20 protein-coding genes are annotated in these 17344 nt (G+C 65.1%); 10 read left to right on the top strand and 10 right to left on the bottom strand.

Features of this window, described 5'->3' with window-relative positions; genetic code table 11:
• The first annotated feature begins 288 nt into the window (after nucleotides 1-288).
• Together NN4_RS14060 and NN4_RS14055 are read left to right on the top strand one after the other, a co-directional pair.
• Nucleotides 289-1437, top strand: coding sequence for a sensor histidine kinase (locus NN4_RS14060; protein ID WP_147130704.1), 1149 nt, complete (start codon nucleotides 289-291; stop codon nucleotides 1435-1437).
• The gene (locus tag NN4_RS14055) at nucleotides 1428-2093 is read left to right on the top strand and encodes a response regulator transcription factor (RefSeq protein ID WP_147130537.1); all 666 of its coding nucleotides are present in this window, start codon (nucleotides 1428-1430) and stop codon (nucleotides 2091-2093) included. The genes NN4_RS14060 and NN4_RS14055 overlap by 10 nt, the downstream gene beginning before the upstream one ends.
• Before the next feature lie 513 nt (nucleotides 2094-2606).
• Here NN4_RS14055 and NN4_RS14050 read toward each other — a convergent pair.
• Nucleotides 2607-3173 (bottom strand): hypothetical protein, encoded by a 567-nt coding sequence (locus tag NN4_RS14050; protein ID WP_147130535.1) that lies wholly within the window; start codon nucleotides 3171-3173, stop codon nucleotides 2607-2609.
• Nucleotides 3174-3463: 290 nt separating this feature from the next.
• Between NN4_RS14050 and NN4_RS14045 the strand changes: the two genes are divergently transcribed.
• The gene (locus tag NN4_RS14045) at nucleotides 3464-3940 is read left to right on the top strand and encodes a hypothetical protein (RefSeq protein WP_147130533.1); all 477 of its coding nucleotides are present in this window, start codon (nucleotides 3464-3466) and stop codon (nucleotides 3938-3940) included.
• Nucleotides 3941-4157: 217 nt separating this feature from the next.
• Here NN4_RS14045 and NN4_RS14040 read toward each other — a convergent pair whose 3' ends face one another.
• The 3 genes from NN4_RS14040 to NN4_RS14030 all read right to left on the bottom strand — a co-directional run bounded on the left by NN4_RS14040 (nucleotide 4158) and on the right by NN4_RS14030 (nucleotide 6464).
• A complete protein-coding gene (locus tag NN4_RS14040) occupies nucleotides 4158-4874 on the bottom strand; it encodes a hypothetical protein (protein WP_147130531.1) in 717 nt (238 codons plus the stop codon).
• A 341-nt stretch (nucleotides 4875-5215) separates the two neighbouring features.
• Entirely contained in the window at nucleotides 5216-5605 is a 390-nt protein-coding gene (locus tag NN4_RS14035) for a hypothetical protein (RefSeq protein WP_147130529.1), read from the bottom strand.
• A gap of 286 nt (nucleotides 5606-5891) precedes the next feature.
• A complete protein-coding gene (locus NN4_RS14030; RefSeq protein WP_147130527.1) occupies nucleotides 5892-6464 on the bottom strand; it encodes a TetR/AcrR family transcriptional regulator in 573 nt (190 codons plus the stop codon).
• Nucleotides 6465-6571: 107 nt separating this feature from the next.
• Between NN4_RS14030 and NN4_RS14025 the strand changes: the two genes are divergently transcribed.
• Both NN4_RS14025 and NN4_RS14020 read left to right on the top strand, forming a co-directional pair.
• Nucleotides 6572-7348, top strand: coding sequence for an SDR family oxidoreductase (locus tag NN4_RS14025; RefSeq protein WP_147130525.1), 777 nt, complete (start codon nucleotides 6572-6574; stop codon nucleotides 7346-7348).
• Nucleotides 7341-7760 carry a GlcG/HbpS family heme-binding protein gene (locus NN4_RS14020; protein WP_147130522.1) on the top strand — a complete coding sequence of 140 codons (420 nt, stop codon included), beginning with the start codon at nucleotides 7341-7343 and terminating at the stop codon, nucleotides 7758-7760. Before NN4_RS14025 ends, NN4_RS14020 begins: the two co-directional genes overlap by 8 nt.
• A gap of 271 nt (nucleotides 7761-8031) precedes the next feature.
• Here NN4_RS14020 and NN4_RS14015 read toward each other — a convergent pair whose 3' ends face one another.
• Nucleotides 8032-8970 (bottom strand): SDR family NAD(P)-dependent oxidoreductase, encoded by a 939-nt coding sequence (locus NN4_RS14015; protein WP_147130520.1) that lies wholly within the window; start codon nucleotides 8968-8970, stop codon nucleotides 8032-8034.
• A 121-nt stretch (nucleotides 8971-9091) separates the two neighbouring features.
• Nucleotides 9092-9787: an LmeA family phospholipid-binding protein gene (locus NN4_RS14010; protein WP_147130518.1), complete on the bottom strand. Its 696-nt coding sequence runs from the start codon at nucleotides 9785-9787 to the stop codon at nucleotides 9092-9094.
• Between the two features lie 34 nt (nucleotides 9788-9821).
• Here NN4_RS14010 and NN4_RS44955 point away from each other — a divergent pair, with 34 nt between their 5' ends.
• Nucleotides 9822-9992: a hypothetical protein gene (locus tag NN4_RS44955; RefSeq protein ID WP_186818413.1), complete on the top strand. Its 171-nt coding sequence runs from the start codon at nucleotides 9822-9824 to the stop codon at nucleotides 9990-9992.
• Nucleotides 9993-10124: 132 nt separating this feature from the next.
• On the opposite strand, the gene NN4_RS14005 is transcribed toward NN4_RS44955, so the two are convergent.
• Nucleotides 10125-11045 (bottom strand): esterase/lipase family protein, encoded by a 921-nt coding sequence (locus NN4_RS14005; protein WP_186818412.1) that lies wholly within the window; start codon nucleotides 11043-11045, stop codon nucleotides 10125-10127.
• A 351-nt stretch (nucleotides 11046-11396) separates the two neighbouring features.
• On the opposite strand from NN4_RS14005, the gene NN4_RS14000 reads away from it, so the two are divergent.
• Nucleotides 11397-11999 (top strand): L,D-transpeptidase family protein, encoded by a 603-nt coding sequence (locus tag NN4_RS14000; protein WP_186818411.1) that lies wholly within the window; start codon nucleotides 11397-11399, stop codon nucleotides 11997-11999.
• Nucleotides 12000-12029: 30 nt separating this feature from the next.
• Here the strand turns inward: NN4_RS14000 and NN4_RS13995 are convergent, their stop codons facing one another.
• The gene (locus NN4_RS13995; protein ID WP_147130511.1) at nucleotides 12030-12857 is read right to left on the bottom strand and encodes an LLM class F420-dependent oxidoreductase; all 828 of its coding nucleotides are present in this window, start codon (nucleotides 12855-12857) and stop codon (nucleotides 12030-12032) included.
• A gap of 240 nt (nucleotides 12858-13097) precedes the next feature.
• Between NN4_RS13995 and NN4_RS13990 the strand changes: the two genes are divergently transcribed.
• Both NN4_RS13990 and bla read left to right on the top strand, forming a co-directional pair.
• Nucleotides 13098-13823, top strand: coding sequence for a LuxR C-terminal-related transcriptional regulator (locus NN4_RS13990; protein WP_147130509.1), 726 nt, complete (start codon nucleotides 13098-13100; stop codon nucleotides 13821-13823).
• A 148-nt stretch (nucleotides 13824-13971) separates the two neighbouring features.
• Nucleotides 13972-14883: a class A beta-lactamase gene (bla, locus tag NN4_RS13985; protein ID WP_147130507.1), complete on the top strand. Its 912-nt coding sequence runs from the start codon at nucleotides 13972-13974 to the stop codon at nucleotides 14881-14883.
• 12 nt (nucleotides 14884-14895) lie between these two features.
• Here bla and NN4_RS13980 read toward each other — a convergent pair whose 3' ends face one another.
• Entirely contained in the window at nucleotides 14896-15447 is a 552-nt protein-coding gene (locus tag NN4_RS13980) for a dihydrofolate reductase family protein (protein WP_147130505.1), read from the bottom strand.
• A 48-nt stretch (nucleotides 15448-15495) separates the two neighbouring features.
• Nucleotides 15496-16065: a CGNR zinc finger domain-containing protein gene (locus tag NN4_RS13975; protein WP_147130503.1), complete on the bottom strand. Its 570-nt coding sequence runs from the start codon at nucleotides 16063-16065 to the stop codon at nucleotides 15496-15498.
• A gap of 103 nt (nucleotides 16066-16168) precedes the next feature.
• Between NN4_RS13975 and NN4_RS13970 the strand changes: the two genes are divergently transcribed.
• Nucleotides 16169-17341 (top strand): epoxide hydrolase family protein, encoded by a 1173-nt coding sequence (locus tag NN4_RS13970; RefSeq protein WP_147130501.1) that lies wholly within the window; start codon nucleotides 16169-16171, stop codon nucleotides 17339-17341.
• The last annotated feature ends 3 nt before the right edge of the window (nucleotides 17342-17344 follow it).

Here is a 17344-nt window from a genome sequence, read left to right as displayed (position 1 = left end):
GGACACGTACGGTGGGTCGTCCCAGGGCAGTTTGCCCGGCCCGTACGACCATCGGCGCCCGGCAGGACCTGGCCCCGGGAGCTGTTCGGTCAGGGGCCGATCGATACTGCAGCGGGGACTTCAACCACGGAGCGCATAAGTTTTTGGGAAATGTTGCGTAATGCACACAGGCTGCCGATTGCAACCTACAGATAGCTGTAGCGCCACGGGCTCGCCCGGCACGTACGGTGGGTCCTCCGAGGGCCGTTGCCGGCCCGTACGACAGGCGAAGGCGAACCATTGCGCAGTGTGCTCGACGAGGCCCGTGTCCGGTGGGTCCGGGCGGGTCGCAGTGGACGCTACCTACTTGGCACCCTGTTCACCGCGACGGTGACGCTCGTGGCGGCGCCGCTGCTGTGCGTGCCGTCGCTGGCGGCCGCGTGGGCGGACAATCACCGCCGCCGCGCCGGGGCACTGCTGGGCCGGCAGGGGCAACCGCGGCCGCGCTCACGGCGACGTGATCTTGCGTGGCTGGCGGTTCAGGTCGCCACCGGTCTGCCCGCAGGTCTGCTCGCCCTGGTCTGCCTGAGCGATCTGCTCCAGACTCTCGCTATCACCTTGGGGTGGTGGGCTTTTCCCGTCTCGGAGCTGCCACGGCTGCCGTGGCTCGGAGTGTATATCGACAGCTGGACCGCCGCGCTGACTATCAGTCTGGTGCAGTTCCTGCTCCTCGCGGTGCTGACGACCATCGCGCTGCCACCGCTCGCCCGGGCGCATGCGCGGTGCTGCCTGGCAGTCCTGGCACTGTCTCCCGCCGAACAACTAGCCGTGCGCGTCACCGAACTCACCCAGACGCGCACCGGCGTGCTGCAGGCGCACAGCGCGGAACTTCGCCGGATCGAACGCGATCTGCACGACGGAACCCAAGCCCGGCTGGTAGCCATCGCCATGCGACTTGCCGTCGCCGGGGAAAGCTTTTCCCGCCACCCGGAAGCGGCCGCTGCGCTCGTACGAGACGCCCACGCCGAGACCGAGGCGGCCATGACCGAACTACGTTCGGTCATCCGCACCATCTACCCCCCGGTTCTGGCCGATCAGGGCCTCGCCGGCGCGCTCGGCACATTGGTTACCCGGGCCGGCGTACCGACCCGCATCGACATCGGCGAGCTCGGTGCGGTCCCTGCCGCGGTCGAAGTGATCGCGTACTTCGCCGTGACGGAGGCGCTGTCGAACATTGCCCGGCACAGCCGTGCCACCAGCGCCGCCGTCCGGGTCACCCGCGCGGGTGCGACGCTGTCCGTCGAGGTCACCGACGATGGGTCCGGCGGTGCGGACCCCTCTCGGGGCAGCGGCCTGGACGGAATACGGCGCCGTGCTGCCGCGCTGGACGGAAATATGCGAATCCTCAGTCCGCCGGGCGGACCGACCACCGTCACCGTGGAGCTGCCATGCGTGTAGTCATCGCCGAGGACAATGTCCTGCTGTCCTCCGGACTCGAAATGCTTTTGAGCTCACAGGGTTTCGAAGTTTCTGCCATCACGGTCGACGCCCCCGGCTTCCTCGCCGCCGTTGCGGCCCACCGCCCGGACGTCACCATCGTCGACGTGCGCCTGCCCCCGGACTTTCGGGACGAGGGCATCCGTGCCGCCCTCCAAGCTCGCCGCGACCACCCCGGACTTCCGGTCCTGGTCCTGTCCCAGTACGTCGAGCAGGAATACGCCGGCCGCCTCCTCGCCGACACCGGCGGCGGCATCGGCTATCTCCTCAAGGACCGAGTGAGCCGAATCGGGGAATTCACCGACGCAGTGCGCCGCGTGGCCGCCGGCGGCACCGCCATGGACCCGGAGGTCATCGCCCAACTCCTCGCCGTCCGCAGCGATCCCGTCGACGTGCTCACTCCCCGCGAACGTGAGGTCCTGGCGCTGATGGCCGAAGGTCACGACAACGCCACCATCGCCGAGCGGCTGTTCATCACCGACAACGCCGTCCATAAACACATCGGCAGCGTCTTTCTCAAACTCGGCCTGTCCGTCGGCGACAGCGGCCACCGCCGCGTCCGCGCCGTCCTGGCCTACCTTCGCCGGCACGGCCGGGGCACCGAACCCAACCCCTAGCAGTGCGGCGTCGGCAACCGCGATGGACTTTGTAAGCGAGTCGGATCTGCTGAAACAAGAGCAGCGGATGCGTGTGGTGTTGAAGACGAACGCGGTGCCCAGTGCGCGCGATCGGCGAGCGCGGATGGCGACCGAGTTCGCTTTCGCGAGCGATGGTTTCGGGTCAGGAATGGGGTGGTCGATATCCTTCGCCGGTTGCAGCGTTCGCCCGCGCTGAGAGAAGCGGCCGAGCCGATAGCCTGGCGGAACGCGCGCTTCTGCCGAATTGAGTGCGTTCGGCTGGCTCGTCATCCGAGACGAGCCAGCCGGTTACAAACATCCGGATCTGCCGAGAAGCGCGCATCGACGGGAACGTGCGGCTTCTGCGAAATATCGTGTGCCTACCACCTGCTCGTCCAACAGTCAGATAATGAGGAAGCAGGGGCATGGATCGCCGCAGCAACGCCAACACGCGACCGTTGATGCCTTTAGAACAATCGAAATTATATCCCGAGCGCCGTCACGCTTCCTCGATCACTTGACCAAGGTCACCGTTGCCGTGTCGTCCACTCCTCCAGTCCACTGTCCTACTGCGACAAAAGCAGAGAGCTCAGCATCGCCTTTCTTGAAATCCACTTCGTCGCCGTCGGGCGTTTTACCTACTTCTGCCTTCCATGCGTGGTCCTTACCGTCGCACACGATCGTCGTTTTGCCTCGGACCAGCGACGTTTGCTGCTCAATATCGACGAGAACCTCGCCGGTGTTTTTTGGATCATCGATGTCGAGGTAAGGGTTCGAACAGGAGGCGGTGCCGGTTACCTCCGCCGCCTCGTTACGGATGTCAGCGATGGACAAGGTTTTCACCTTGTCGAGCTTGGCGGTGGACGAGCGCTTGTCGTCATCGGCGTGTGCCGCTGGCGAGACGCCAATCCAGCTCCCTGTCGCAGCGACGCACACGACGGCCAGAGCAGCGAAGCAGGTTCGATTCAGCAGCATTCTCAACTTCCAATCCCCAGAGGTGGACCAGCTGTCCGGTTCACCGTACGACCCGTATTCGAACCTGCGACGGTTCCGGATGGGAGTGTCGATGGAGTCGCTCATGCGAACGTACGCACATCAACGTAAGGCGTTCTGTGTCCAACCCGCCCGAGCTGACTTCAGTCGGGACGAGTGCGCGCACATGCCGCGAGGCGCGCTGATCGAACCGGCCATCCGTATCCGACGAGTTGCGCAATGCGACAAATGTTGCGTCCGCCCTGTCAGCATCGCTGGGTCCGTCGCACCCACGCGACCGTGGACGTCGGGCCACGGTCGCGCTCGATCTGCTCATCCGGCCGTCTTCTCGCGTAACCTCGTCGCAGCCAACTTCGCAGGTGGCATAGGCTCGGCATGTGGACAAGCCGCCGCTGTATCGGAAGGACAACACCACCGCTCGGGGGTCGCGTCCACGCGGTGGTGAGTACCGGCATCGGCGCAACACCAAGCGGACTGCGGAATCCGATGTGACGCAGGAGGGTATGGGGCGGGCAACGGACCGGGGCCGTGATTACACGCCGCTTTTCCGATTTCTGCTCTCGCGGGTCGGCTCGGGCTGGGCGGCGACATTAGCGGAGGCCAAGTCCCGGCTCGATCAGAGTGAACCGATTTATTGGCTAGTGGCAGTACAGGAATCCGACCGCCGGGATTACGTGCGGATCGGTGAGTCGACCTATTACAGCGGGTTGTACGTCGCCTCCGATGGAACGCTGCAAATTGTGAATCCGGACATCAATGAATCGAGTCTGGACCCTCAGTGTGCGTGCTGCACCTACACGTTCAACGGCATCCGATTCACAAGGCCCGCTCCGTCGGGTACGTTACCGAGCTAGCCTAACCGCCATCAGCGAGAACCGTATGGGCTGGAGTCATCTCATCATCGGCAACGCACTGTAATGCCGCGACCCGGGCGTTCGGGAACGTCCGCATCTGCCGCGTGGTGCGCGGCCTAGTCCGGTCACGCGGCACGCCCCAAAGATCAACGGGCTTGCCTGTCACAGCGTCAGCAACGCACTGAACTGCCGAATATCAAGTGGTCACCGGTGTCGCTCAGATGGGCCATTTCCGGCCCTTCCCTTCTGCTCGCTCGCGCGGCTCGGACGCGATCCTGTCCGGCCATCGAGCCCGATCATGTGCGAGCCAATCGGCGACGTGCGCCTTCAGCAGCAGCATGTCGTTGGTCTGAATCTTCTTCGGATTCAGCGGTGGCGCCCCACCAAACGTCAGGTCGAACCATCGCTTCACATCGTCATCGGTAGGGGCTTGCATCATCAGCGGCAGTAGCGACGGACGCGGGATAGCGGGGATGTCAGCACGACCGCCGAGACAGGCGTATAGCTCACGACGAACTTCGACCCATCGATAAAGCGCGAATGCTTGGGGCAGAAAAAAGAATGGAGGCACATAGGCTCCGAGGAGGAAGGGGAGTCCTAGCCAAGGGTAACGTTCGCCGATCGTGACAACGCCGACGATCATCCCCATCGACGACAACATCGCGCCGAGCAGCAGCCATTTGACGGCGGACCTGTCTTGCCGTGTGTAGCGGACCGAGCGGTAGGCAGCTACCCAATACGATTCTCGAACAAGGCTCTCTCGCAAGACTTTTGGGCACTCCGCGCCGGTAGCCGAGATGACAGCTGCTAGATCCTTCACGCGATGCAAGTGGATGCGAGATCTTGTCAGCGGCACCACCGACCACAGCGAGATCAGTGCGACCGCCGCGCCCGGTATCCCAACCAAAACCGTCAATCCCGACGGAGTACCCATCGAACAAGGGTAAGCCTCAGACCATACGAGACGGTCCGAACTGGCAACCGTTTTTGCACCAACCACGACCGGCACCCCCGCTTAACGACTGCCGACCCGATTGGGACACAAGCCAAGTCAGTGCACGCCCATGGCCAACAGCCAGCGCGTCGGCCGACCATGATCAGCATTCGGCCGAACCGCCGACGAACGTCCGGAACTGCCGATGTGCGAGCGTCGTCGGGAAGCCTGACCGGGCCACGGTCTCCGAAGATCTCGGGGCGCCGCCTGTGGCCCGTATGCCTATATCTGCCTAGCTGAGTGTGTGAACGCTGGCACTACGATGTTCGATGCGATGCGTCTCAGCGGTACTCAGGTTCGATGTCGTTAAGTCCCCACGTGTCTCCCCGGCTGGTAATCGGAGGGACTGGCGCGGTTCCACCTGCGGACGGTATGGGGATCGTTGTCGGCGAGGAAGCGACGATCGCGAAGGCGCGGGCGAGTTCTTCGAGCGCTTCGGAAGCCTTGCCTGCTCGGTTCTCCGCGAGGTAGTCGGCTTCACGTCCGATAGCCACCAGGAGTTTCTCGCGGGTGACAGCGGCGCTGGGGTCATGCTCCGCCTCAATCGTTGTGGCCGGAATTTGCTGAACACCACGGGTGATGCCGCTAGAGATGGTGTCGGTGGTTGCGGGAGCCTCTTGCGTGTCGTCGCTGGTCGTGCTTCTGCTGGACTCGGTCTCGCTGGTGCTCACGGAGCGCTCCTCGGGTCGGGCCAATAGTCTCGGAGTCATGGTAGGGCTCAACGACGTTGCAGTGCAGAAGCATTCGGCGTGGGCGAGTGTTCGGGAGGATTGTCGATCAGGGTGGGCGCGGTCGTCCCAGCATTGAAGGCCGAGGACCGCATCCGGATGCCCGGTAACGCCGCGGAGCGCGCGGTGGTCGAGCGTCCAGATTTGTTGGTCGGCAAGGCTTCCCAACGCACGCAAATGCCGATGCGGGAGCATTCGCACGGCAGCCGATGGACGGCGGGCGATCGTTCTATCGGTCGCGGGGCCGGCCGATTTCGGCGCACAGCGCAGCGATCGCGGCGACCATCGCGTCGCGATGGGATTCGAGTCGCTCGCGCGACCATGGATCTTCGGCGGCGAGGGACTGCAGGGACGGCGATGCGTTGAACCAGGCAGTCACGAGCCCGAGGGTCAGCGCGAGCAGATCGATTGCGTTTCCGTCGAAGTGGTCGCGCAGTGCCGCGATCTTCGGTCGGTAAGCGCCGATCTCGCCGGAATTCGCCTCGGGCCGTTCGAGATTCGCCCAGGTCGACAGCCGCAGGACGGCCGGGTCGGCCAAGAGGTGATCGAACAGTCTGCCGCCGTATCCCGGTAGGTCATCCGGAGTGAACGGGACCGCAGCCGACAGTTCGGTCAGCGCCCGCTCGACGACGAGGTCGAACAGGTGCTCCTTGGGCCCGAAGTGCACGTAGATCGACCGCTTATTGGCGTGGGCTTCGGCGGCGATGCGATCAATGCGGGCACCGGCCAAGCCGAACTGGGCGAATTCCGCGCGCGCCGCCGCCAGGATGCGTCGTTTGGTCTCTGAAGCATCTGGTGGCACGGGGACACACTACTGCTTCCGAACGTAACTATCCAGTTATTGACACTACTGACGGCGACTGGCACAGTGGCGAAGGTAAATATCCGGCTAGTTACATTGGAGGGTTCATGCCGCAGAAGATTCTGATCACGGGTGCCAGCTCCGGGTTCGGCCGCGGAGCCGCGCTCGAGCTAGCTCGCCAGGGCCACCAGGTCGTTGCCGCCGCCGAGACGTGGCCGCAGGTTCGCAGTCTGCGCGCTGACGCCGCTGGCGCGGGCGTCGCGCTGGAAGTGATCAAGCTGAACCTGCTCGACGACATCGACATCGCACACGCCGGGTCCTTCGACCCGGACGTGTTGGTGCTCAACGCCGGGGTGATGGAGGGCGGTTCCATCGTCGACATCCCGTTGCAGCGGGTACGCGAGTCCTTCGACATCAACGTGTTCGGGCACTTGCAGCTGGTTCAGGCCATCGCACCGAAGATGGTTGCCCGCAAGTCCGGCAAGATCGTGTGGACCTCATCGATGGGCGGCATCCTCGTCGTCCCGTTCCTCGGCGCGTACTGCGCGACCAAACACGCCATCGAGGCCATCGCGGGGTCGATGAAAGCCGAACTCGAACCGCACGGGGTCAAGGTGGCGACGGTCAACCCGGGCGTCTTCGGGACCGGCTTCAACGACACCGGTGCCGAGAGCTACGTGCAGTGGTACAACCCCGACACCGCCGTCGTGCCGATGCCCGACTTCTCCGGCAGCCTCGCAGACCAGGCCGACCCGCAGGAAATGATCGACGCGATGGTCGAGATCATCCCCGCTGCCGAACACCCGTACCGCACCATGCGGCCACTGGAAACCATCGCGGCGGCCAAGCAGTGGCAGGAAACGGAATGGACCCAAAATGCCTGAACCACAGGATGTCCCGACCACCCAGATCGGTCTCGACCACGCACACCAACTCATCACCTGCGGCCGGACCGCCGCCGAAGAGCTCGGCCTATGTGCGGTGTTCGCCGTACTCGACACCGGAGCGAACCTGGTGGCATTCGCACGCATGGACCGCGCGTGGCTGGCGTCCAACGACCTCGCTGTCGCCAAGGCCCGCACCTCGGTCACATTCCAAGCTCCCAGCGAAGCATTGAACACCCCGCTACAGCTGAACCAGCCCGTCCCACACTTCGACCACCTCAACGGTGGGCTACTGCTCATGGCTGGCGGCTTGCCGATCCTCGACGACGCAGGTCAACTGATCGGCGCCATCGGAGTCTCCGGGGGCACACCCGAACAAGACGCCGAAATCGCGCGAGCAGCCCTGAGCTGACATGACTGCGATAGCGCTGCCGTCGCCCCACCGTTGCCGGGGCGGCGGCATCGTCGATCCGAGCCGTCACCGAGCGGCCGGTATCTGCTGCTGGTGGCCGATTTTCTGGTAGCCGACCACGACCGCATCCGTTGCCCGTCAGACGATTTCGCGAAGATGGCAGTGTCGAACGTCGCGCGGTGATGTGTCCCTTCCGAAGCGGACGTGACCGGCGTCGGCCGCCTCCCCCACCGCAACCTCGCGGAGCTAGCGGCGAGACGGCCGACACGGATCATGGTCGGGCCGGTGCGACTGGGCGCTCGAGCGGATCCAGTCCGGTGAGTGCCGAACTGGCGGCCCACAGTTCGGCGGCGGTGTCGGGGTCGGCCAGGTGGGGGTGGGGTGTTTCCCGATGGGGTCGGCCGCGGAGACCGAAAACCCGTGGCCCCCAGAGTTGTCCGCCGGTGATCTCCGGATCCAGGACGGTTCGGACAATGGTTTCGGCAGCTGTGTGCTTGCCGTGCAGCACTAGTCCTGCGGGTAACCCGCGCAGGTGCTGGGCGGTGGTGCGGACGAAAAGTGGTGGGCGCGATGGGGTCAGGGAGTCCAGTGCGCCGCCGGGATGGGCGACGATGCCGGCGGTATCGGAACCGTGGGAGCGTAGGCGGCGGTCCAGTTCGAAGCCGAAAAGCATTTGGGCCAGTTTCGATCGTCCGTAGGTGCGCTTGGCTTGATAGTCGTGCTCGGAGTGCAGATCGGCGAGGTCCAACCGTTCCGACCGCGCGGCGAAACTGCCCACGGTGATCACCCGGCTGTGCGCGGTGGCGGTCAGGATCGGCGCGAGATGAGCGACCAGCGCGAAGTGCCCCAGATAATTGGTCGCAAACATCAATTCGTGCCCCTGCGCATTCACCCGCCGATCGGGACCCGACAACAGAATCCCGGCATTGAGGACGACCGCGTCCAGACGATCGGCTTCGAGAGCGTCCACGGCGGCGGGCAGCGAAGACAGATCCGACAGATCCAAGCGCACCCCTCGCAGTCGGGCGTCCGGCACCCGAACCTTGATGGCGCGCATCGCGAGGTCTGCCTTGGCGGTATCACGGCAGCCCAGCACCACGTCGGCGCCGCTGGCCGCGAGTTGCTCGGCCACGAAATATCCGATGCCTGCGTTGGCACCGGTAACCAGAATCGTCTTCCCCTCGGCCTGTCGGCCGGTATGCCACGTCATGCCAACAACCTTGACAGCCAGCTCTTGCACCGCCCTCACACGCCACTGGCATACAGCCCAACACCGGTCGAGAGACCGGACACAGCAGGCCGACAAGATCACTTCGCGAGGCAGATACGGCTCACTCCAGGTTGGAGAAGCGCACGTCGTGGGCGGTGGCGGTCACCTGGAGTCCCTCGGCGCTCGGTTGGATGGCCGTCAGCCGCGCACCCAGCGGCAGCTTCTGTAGCGGCACGGTGAAGGTGAGGGCTCGGCGCAGCATTGCCAGGGAAATCGTCGGTCCACCTGCCGCGTGCTGCACCGAGACCGGGGTGACCTCGATGCCGTTGTCGGTTGGTGCGACCGTGACGATGACCGTGGCGGGCACCCTGATGCCCTCCACCGAGAATGTGCCCGTGACGCGCAGACCGTCCGGGCTGTAGGAGATCGACTCCACTCCGGAAGGCGCGAAGCCCTGCACAGTGTCGTAGGGAACCACGGCCGTCGCGGTAGCCACCGCCGCGACAAGATTCGACGTGCGTTTCTGCAGCAGATCACTCAGCGGCGCGGCGACGTTCGTCAGCGTGACATCGAGGTTGTGGACCGTGAGACCCTGGCCGCTCCAGTCGCCGACCCGGATGTCGATGTCGCGATAGTTGCCGTCGACGGCCTGCGTCAGGAACGGGAAGCCGCCGATATCGACGCTCGGCTGCTGCGCAAGGTTGTAGTCGGCGGCGACCTTGCGGCCGATCTCGTTCTGCGCCATCGCGACTGCGACCCGGTCGCCGACGATCAGTGCGATCGCCAGCACGACGATCAATATCAGAAATGCGCGCATGCGCTCACCCGCTCGGACATCCCACCATCATCCTGTGATCGTCGCCGGGCTGCCGCCGTTGACCCCCGGCGTGCCTCAGATCACCGGCGGGCCGAGCGCACTGGACGCGGTCGCCATCGCCGATTTCGACGGAGGCAGTAGCGATTGCGCTACCGATTCCAGGGTCGGCGTAGTAGTCGCGCTGCCGATACCACGGTGGGCGTAGCGATCGCGCTACCGATGCCACGGCGACCGTAGCGGCCGCGCTGCCGATACCACGGGCCGTAGCAGTCGCGCTGCCGATACCACGGGCCGTCGCAGCCGCACTGCCGATTTCCACGGTGCCGGTAGCGACGGACTACCCACCCAGGTAAGGCAAGGTGGGCACCGCACAGTCCGGTGGGACAGCAGATCGCGGATCCAGCGCGTTGAGTACTTCGCGTAATGCGTTGCGGTCGTATGCGAGCGCGAGATGATCCGTGTAGTCGTTGGCGCAGACATCCTGGATCACAATGTTGCGGGCATCTGGACCGTGCCGGAATTGGGCGTGCATCGGTGTGGCGACGATGTCGTAGCGGGAAACGATTGTGGTGTAACGCAATCCGGGCTGAGTGTCGGGTAGCGCGTCGAGTTCGGTGATGAACTGCGAGCTGTGGAACTGTTGCATCGCGGCGGCGTCGAGCGCGTCGAGTTGCGCCGCCAATTCCGGTGCGGCCGAGCGCATCTGCGCGATCCAGGGGTCCAGCCCCAAGGCGGAGGAACCACGGTAAGTGGGCGCGAGAGCGACTACATCGTGGACCTTGCCGGCACCGTCGAGGATGCCGGTGTAGTAGCGGATCAGTGGCCCGCCCTGGGAATGGCCGACCAGATCGACCTTTTCGGCGCCGGTGGCAGCCAGGACCCGGTCGACGAAGTCGCCGAGTTCGGCGGCGGAGGCGCGCACGTCGGCGGTGCCGCCGATCTGCCCGAACCGCAGTCCGCCGTAGTTGAGGGCGAATACGCAGTAGCCGTTGTTTTTCAGCAAGGGCGACAACGCATTCCAGTTGACCATCATGTTCGCGTGGGTGCCGTGTACCAGCACCACCGGATCGGGATGACGCTCGCTGCGGCACGACCAGTCGTTGGCTCCCGCAGGCGCGGCACCGGGCTGCTGCACCGAGGCGGCCACCGCGGCCAGGGTGCTGTACACGACCGGCAGTTCAGCCACCGGCTGCGCACCGGCGGGCACCGACACTCCCCCGAGCACACCGATGAGCCCAGCCACGAGAACGGTGGACATTCTGCGAAAGCCGCGCGGCCTCGAGGATGACGACATAACCCCTACACTCCACTTCTGATACCAACTAGTGTCAGATTCTGACCCAGACACTGTCGATTGCGCGGCGGAATGGCCGAACTCCGCTGAGCCGTCCGACTTCGGCCGGGTCGCGAGGCTTGGGCGAGTCGCCGGGGTGGGCAGACATCGGTCACTAGGCTGCTGATTCGGCGTTCGCTAGAGACACCAGCGTTCAGGGAGGTCGAGGACATTACGGCGCGCCTGCGAAATGCGGTTCTCGCGACCTGCCTTCTGTGCGCGGCGCTGACCGTCGTCGCTCCCCCGGCCGCCGCCGCAGGCAATCCTTGCCAGGCATTGAGTAACGGCCAGTCGAGATACCCGGCCGGGTCAGCGAGGACCGTCCTCTTCGCCATCGCCACCGACTACGGCACCGCCGACGTGAACGTTGTCGCCTGTGCCCGGCGTGGCGCCACCTGGCAACAGACCCTGTCCACCGCCGGTCATGTCGGCAGCAACGGCTTCGCCGAACCGAATGCCAAACGCGAGGGCGACGGCAAGTCGCCCACCGGTTCCTACCCGCTGACCGAGGCGTTCGGCGAGGCGAATCCCGGCACCGAGTTGCCCTATCGCACACTGCGCCACGGTGCCTGCTGGGGTTCCACCAGCGGCGACCACCGCTACAACACCTACTACCGAGGCAAGTGCCTGCCCACCGACGAGGACCTCACCGAGCTGATGAACGACGGCCCTTACCAACAGGTCGTAGTCATCGACTACAACCGGCTTCCGCACTCGCCGATCGTCCATGGCAAAGGTTCGGCGATCTTTCTGCACGCAGGCTCGGGCCCCACTGCCGGATGCGTCGCGCTAGCGCGTCCGGAACTGGAAACCATCATCAAGACCCTGCGCCCGCACGATCGGATCATCATGGGGCCCACGCGGGTCCTGTTCCGCTAGCGCGGCCGCCACAGCCAGGATGGGCCGATCTCACCGCAGAGTCAGGTACCGATCGACGAGCTTCGCGAATTCGTCCAACTGGTGCAGACTTTCGGATTCCGGACGGGTCGGCAGCGAGAGCGTGACGCGCCGCACCCCGGCCTCGGCATACGCGTCGAGGACTGCGGGGTCGGGCGCCGCACCCAGGACAGAGACAGGCAGACCATTACCGTTGAACTCCGCCAACTGCGCCGGAATCGCGGCGGGATCGGACAGCGCGATGGGGATCCAACCGACACCGTGCCGCACCGCACGCTTGGCCGCAGCCTCGCCACCACCGATGAAGATCGGCGGATGCGGTTGCCGGACAGGCTTCGGCCAGGCATACATCGGGTCGAAATCTATGAAACGGCCGTGATATTCGGCGAGGTCCTCGGTCCAGATCTCGCGGATAGCTGCCAATTGCTCATCGAGCAGTTCGCCGCGGGTACGGGGATCGGTGCCGTGATCGGCCATCTCCTCCCGATTCCAGCCGACGCCGACGCCGAATACGAAGCGGCCGTTGGAGATTCGGTCGAGTGTGGCGACCTCTTTGGCAGTGTGGATGACGTCGCGTTGGATCAGCAGGGTCACCCCGGAGCCGAGGATCAACTTCTCGGTCACTGCCGCGACAGCACCGAGGGTGACGAACGGATCCAGCACGCGGTAGTACATCCGGGGCAGATCGCCGCCGCCCGGGTACGGAGATTCCCGGCTCGCGGGGATGTGCGAGTGCTCGGCCAAGAAGAGCGATTCGAACCCCCGTTCTTCCAGCGCCTGGCCGAGCTTCGGACCGCTTATCCCCTCGTCGGTGACGAAGGTGTTGATACCGATCTGCATGCGGCAGTTCAACCGTCGCCCCACCGCCGAATATTCCACGCCGACGCATCCGAGGCCCTCGGCACGTCATAGCGCAGCACAACGTGATCGATGACGAATTGCCGTGGCCCTCCCCGGACGGCGATCGCGTCCAGGGTTCGGTCAGCGGTCCGAGATCTTCCGCGCCGCCGCAGGTCAAGCCATCCTCAGGCGGCAGAGCCGGATGCGTCCGGCCACACGTAGGACTGTGCCAGGGGGTTGATGACAGTGCAGCCCGCTCCCCAGCGGCGAACCTTCGGACCCGAGCTTTCGGTCATCGACGGAACCGGCTCGACGCTGTCCGGAACGCGCCGGTTGACCGTGGTGCTCGCCGACGATCACGCCGTGGTGCGGGCCGGATTGCGGTCGCTGCTCGGCACCGCCGACTGGATCACCGTTGTCGCCGAGACCACGACCGACGGCGCGTTGCGTGAGGCGGTGTTGAACCGGCCGGACGTGCTGATCCTCGGTCAGTGGCGGCAACCCGAAAGTGGTGCTGTCATCGGTGAATTGGCGCGCTCCGCACCGGATGTCGCGGTGCTCGTGTTCAGCGTCGCCGAGGACGACGAGTCGGTGTTCGCCGCCTTGCGCGCCGGTGCGGGCGGCTATCTGCGCAACGCCGCGGAGCGCGACGACATCCTGCGCGCGATCTGCGCGGTCTCCGCCGGTTGGGTGGTGCTGAGCCCGCACATCGGGGCAAGGCTCGCCACGTTGCTGGCCGACTCCAACCAGCGCACCCGGCCCTTTCCGGAGCTGACCACCAGGGAGTTCGACGTGCTCAGCCTGGTGGCCGCGGGATCGTCGAACGCTTCGATCGCGGCTGAACTCGAGCTGGCGCCGAAAACGATCAGCAACTACCTTTCCCGCATCTTCATCAAACTGGGCGTGGCCGATCGGGCCAACGCGATCGTCCGCGCCAGGGATGCAGGACTCGGTCTGAAGTCCTGAAACACTCTGCACAGCAGCGTTTTACGGCTCGTCATCAGAGCCGCCGGAGAGCCGCACCGACTCGTCCCCCATGGACCTGCTATGACTACTTGTGCCGTAGTCTTTTCGCCACATCGCGTACGGCCCGGAGTCGACGAGCGAGGTGACCATGCCCGAAAACATCCCGCGCCGAACCCTTCTCACGGCAGCGGCCCTGCTGCCTTTGGCGGCCTGCGCGAGAACACCCGACTCCGTCGAGACCAGCACTACTGTCGAGACCAGCACAACTACCGTGCAAGCCCCCAACCCCCGCTTCGTCGAGCTGGAACAACAATTCGGCGCCCGCCTCGGCATCTACGCCCTGTCGACCGGAACGAACCGCACGCTCACCCATCGCGCCGATGAGCGTTTCGCCTTCTGCTCGACCTTCAAAGCCCTCGCCGCAGCCGCCGTGCTGCACCACAATCCGCTCACCCACCTCGACAAACCCGTCACCGTCACCAAAGCCGATATCCGCTCGATCTCACCGGTCACCGAGAAACGCGTCGATACCGCGATGACCATCGGTGAACTGTGCGACGCCGCCGTCCGCTTCAGCGACGGCACCGCGGGCAATCTGCTGCTAGACGATATCGGCGGACCCGCCGGACTGACCGGCTACCTGCGCGGACTCGGTGACCCCGTCAGCCGCATGGACCAGTACGAGCCCGAATTGAACCGAGACCCGCCCGGCGACGACCGCGACACCACCACACCCCGCGCTATCGCCGCCGACTATCAGCAGTTGATCCTCGGCTCCGCCCTGCCCGAGGACAAACGTGCCATCCTCACCGATTGGCTCGTCCGAAACATGACCGGCGCCAAGCGAATCGCCGCCGCGGCACCCGCAGGCTGGACCATCGCGGACAAAACCGGCACCGGCGACTACGGCCGAGCCAACGACATCGCCATCGTCTGGCCGACCTCCCACCCGCCCCTCGTCCTCGCGATCATGTCCGACCGCACCGGCGGCTACGATGCCGAACCCAGCAGCGAACTGATCGCCGAAGCCGCACGGCACATCTTCAGCGCTCTGGTCTGAGGCGAACGGACCTCAGGCGGCGAGGAAGCGCAGCAGCACCACGGTAGCGAAGTGCCTGGTCTCCGCCAATCGGAGCTGGATACGCTTGTCCAGCGACGGGAAGAACGGTGTGCCGCCGCCGAGCACCAAGGGCGACACGAACATCTGGTACTCGTCGATGAGCCCGTGCGGCATCAGCGAGGCGGCGAGGTCTGCGCCACCGACCTCCATGACGCCGTCGCCGCCGGCCTTGAGCCTGCGGACCTCCTCGACCGCGTTCTCGCTGACCAGCGTGCTGTTCCACTGAACCTCGGTGAGCGTGCGAGAGAAGACGACCTTCGGCTTCGCCGTCCACAGCTCGCCGAACTCACGCTCGATGCGCGGCGCGTCCGCGGGCACGTGCGGCCAGTACTCGCCCATCAGCTCATACATCCGGCGGCCATGCAGCGAGATCTCGAGGTCGCGGAACCGGTCGTTGTGGAACTGGTGCAGCTCGTCGTCCGGATCGGTCCAGTCGATGTTGCCGTCGCGATCGTTGACGTAGCCGTCCAGGGACACACCGAACCCGTAAATCAGTTTCCTCATAATGGAGTAGACCTCCCGCGAGCTCGAAACTCGTCGGTGCGAATGTGGTCAATCTTTGGTTTTTTTGCGCTGGTTGGCATTGAAGCGCGCCTTCTTCTGACGATTTCCGCACGTGTTCATGTCACACCACTTGCGGGTGCGACTCTGGCTGGTGTCGAAGAAGGCGGCTCGGCAGGTCGGCGATGCGCACAAGGCCAATTTTCCGTCGCGTTCGCCTGCGATGATGCTGATCGCGTCGGCGGCGATTACGCCCAGGGCATCTGCTACGCGGGAAGCCGAGCTGAGTCGCCATCGACGATTGCCCTCGGGCGTCAGGACAGCCGCGGCCCGACCATGGATGCTGCGGTCATTGATGACTCGAACAGCAGACGCGGGAAGAGCTTCTCGGTTCGCGGCCGCTGTGGCCGCGGCGTGAATTGCTTCCCTCAGTTCCCGGGCGAGTTCGAGCTGGGCGGTGCTGCAGGACTCCACGGCGAGGCCGCTCACCGCGAGCCAGTCGATGAGTCGCTGCGGCGTGGGAATGCGCTCCACACGGTCGCCCTGACGCTCCGTCAGCGTCGCCGTGAAGCTGGTCGCCAGCACGCTACCGAGGCGGAAGTCAGGAAACTCAGCAGGCATGGAACCACCTTAGCCGGTTGCACGAGCACACGAAGAGATGTTAGAACCGTCTTAGCCGGTTCACCGAAGGCCATAACCGGTTCCCCGACGGCCAGGAGGTCTCATGCCCCGTCCGACCAGCGACGTGCACGCATTCGAAGCCCACGCAACCGACGCCGACCTCGATGATCTGCGCGCGCGATTGGCCGCGGCGCGATTACCGGAGACCGAGACCGTCTACCGTGCCGCGCCCGACCCGCGCCGATGGGACCAGGGCGTTCCGCTCGCCGACCTCATCGATGTCGTGAATTACTGGCGCACCGAATACAACTGGCGGTCGTTCGAAGAGCGCCTCAACCGCATCGGCCAATTCCGCACGACCATTGATGGTCTGGGAATTCACTTCCTGCACCGCCGATCCGCGCGCGCAGATGCCACTCCGCTGATCTTGACACACGGCTGGCCGGACAGCATTGTTCGATTCATCGATGTAGTAGACGATCTGGCAAATCCGAAAGATGAAGCCGCGCCGGCGTTCCATGTCGTGGTCCCGTCGCTGCCGGGCTTCGGTTACAGCGACAAGCCGGCCACCACCGGGTGGGGTACCGAAAAGATCGCGGCCGCATGGGTGGAACTGATGGGCAGGCTCGGCTACCGCGAGTTCGTCGCCCACGGCGGTGACTGGGGCGGCAATATCACCACGGTTCTCGGCGGCAGGTTCCCGGCGCACGTGCTCGGCATCCACTCGACGTTCGCGGAGGCGCCCCCCGGATTGCCCACGGACGGGCTGACGACGGTCGAGCGCGAATGGACCGAGGAAACCCGTGACTTCTGGCGCCACCGCGCGGCATACGCGAAACAGCAGGCCACCCGACCGCAGACCATCGGCTACTCGCTCGTCGACTCACCGGTCGGGCTGCTCGCCTGGATCCTCGACAAGTTCGCGGAGTGGACAGATACCGAAGACAGTCCTTTCGAAACGATTTCCATCGACCGCGTCCTCGACGACGTCACCCTGTATTGGCTGACCCGGACCGGCGCATCGGCGGCCCGCATCTACTACGAAAGCCACAACTCGCTGGACCCCGAACTCCGGGTGGACGTCCCGTCAGCACTCACTATGTATCCCCGCGACGTCGAGAAGTGCCCGCGCCCTTGGGCGCAGGAGCGGTACCGGCAGATCGTCCGATGGAGGTCACCCGAAACCGGGGGCCATTTCCCATCATTGGAGGTTCCCGAGTATTTCATCGCAGACCTGCGAGAAGGTCTCGCGGCGGTGCTGGCCGCTGCGCGGTAGCGG

This window comes from Nocardia ninae NBRC 108245 (assembly GCF_007990755.1).
GTDB lineage: Bacteria > Actinomycetota > Actinomycetes > Mycobacteriales > Mycobacteriaceae > Nocardia > Nocardia ninae.
The sequence above is the reverse complement of the archived record's forward strand: the minus strand, read 5'-3'. Positions and strand labels throughout refer to the sequence as shown.

Bases quoted from the DNA above. Each gene is read 5' to 3' on its own strand.
- NN4_RS13970 (WP_147130501.1), top strand. From the start codon at position 16,169: ATGCCCCGTCCGACCAGCGACGTGCACGCATTCGAAGCCCACGCAACC.
- NN4_RS14055 (WP_147130537.1), top strand. From the start codon at position 1,428: ATGCGTGTAGTCATCGCCGAGGACAATGTCCTGCTGTCCTCCGGACTC.
- NN4_RS14050 (WP_147130535.1), bottom strand. From the start codon at position 3,173: ATGAGCGACTCCATCGACACTCCCATCCGGAACCGTCGCAGGTTCGAA.
- bla (WP_147130507.1), top strand. From the start codon at position 13,972: ATGCCCGAAAACATCCCGCGCCGAACCCTTCTCACGGCAGCGGCCCTG.
- NN4_RS13995 (WP_147130511.1), bottom strand. From the start codon at position 12,857: ATGCAGATCGGTATCAACACCTTCGTCACCGACGAGGGGATAAGCGGT.
- NN4_RS14005 (WP_186818412.1), bottom strand. From the start codon at position 11,045: ATGTCCACCGTTCTCGTGGCTGGGCTCATCGGTGTGCTCGGGGGAGTG.
- NN4_RS13980 (WP_147130505.1), bottom strand. From the start codon at position 15,447: ATGAGGAAACTGATTTACGGGTTCGGTGTGTCCCTGGACGGCTACGTC.
- NN4_RS14010 (WP_147130518.1), bottom strand. From the start codon at position 9,787: ATGCGCGCATTTCTGATATTGATCGTCGTGCTGGCGATCGCACTGATC.
- NN4_RS14015 (WP_147130520.1), bottom strand. From the start codon at position 8,970: ATGACGTGGCATACCGGCCGACAGGCCGAGGGGAAGACGATTCTGGTT.
- NN4_RS13990 (WP_147130509.1), top strand. From the start codon at position 13,098: ATGACAGTGCAGCCCGCTCCCCAGCGGCGAACCTTCGGACCCGAGCTT.
- NN4_RS14025 (WP_147130525.1), top strand. From the start codon at position 6,572: ATGCCGCAGAAGATTCTGATCACGGGTGCCAGCTCCGGGTTCGGCCGC.
- NN4_RS13975 (WP_147130503.1), bottom strand. From the start codon at position 16,065: ATGCCTGCTGAGTTTCCTGACTTCCGCCTCGGTAGCGTGCTGGCGACC.
- NN4_RS14020 (WP_147130522.1), top strand. From the start codon at position 7,341: ATGCCTGAACCACAGGATGTCCCGACCACCCAGATCGGTCTCGACCAC.
- NN4_RS14040 (WP_147130531.1), bottom strand. From the start codon at position 4,874: ATGGGTACTCCGTCGGGATTGACGGTTTTGGTTGGGATACCGGGCGCG.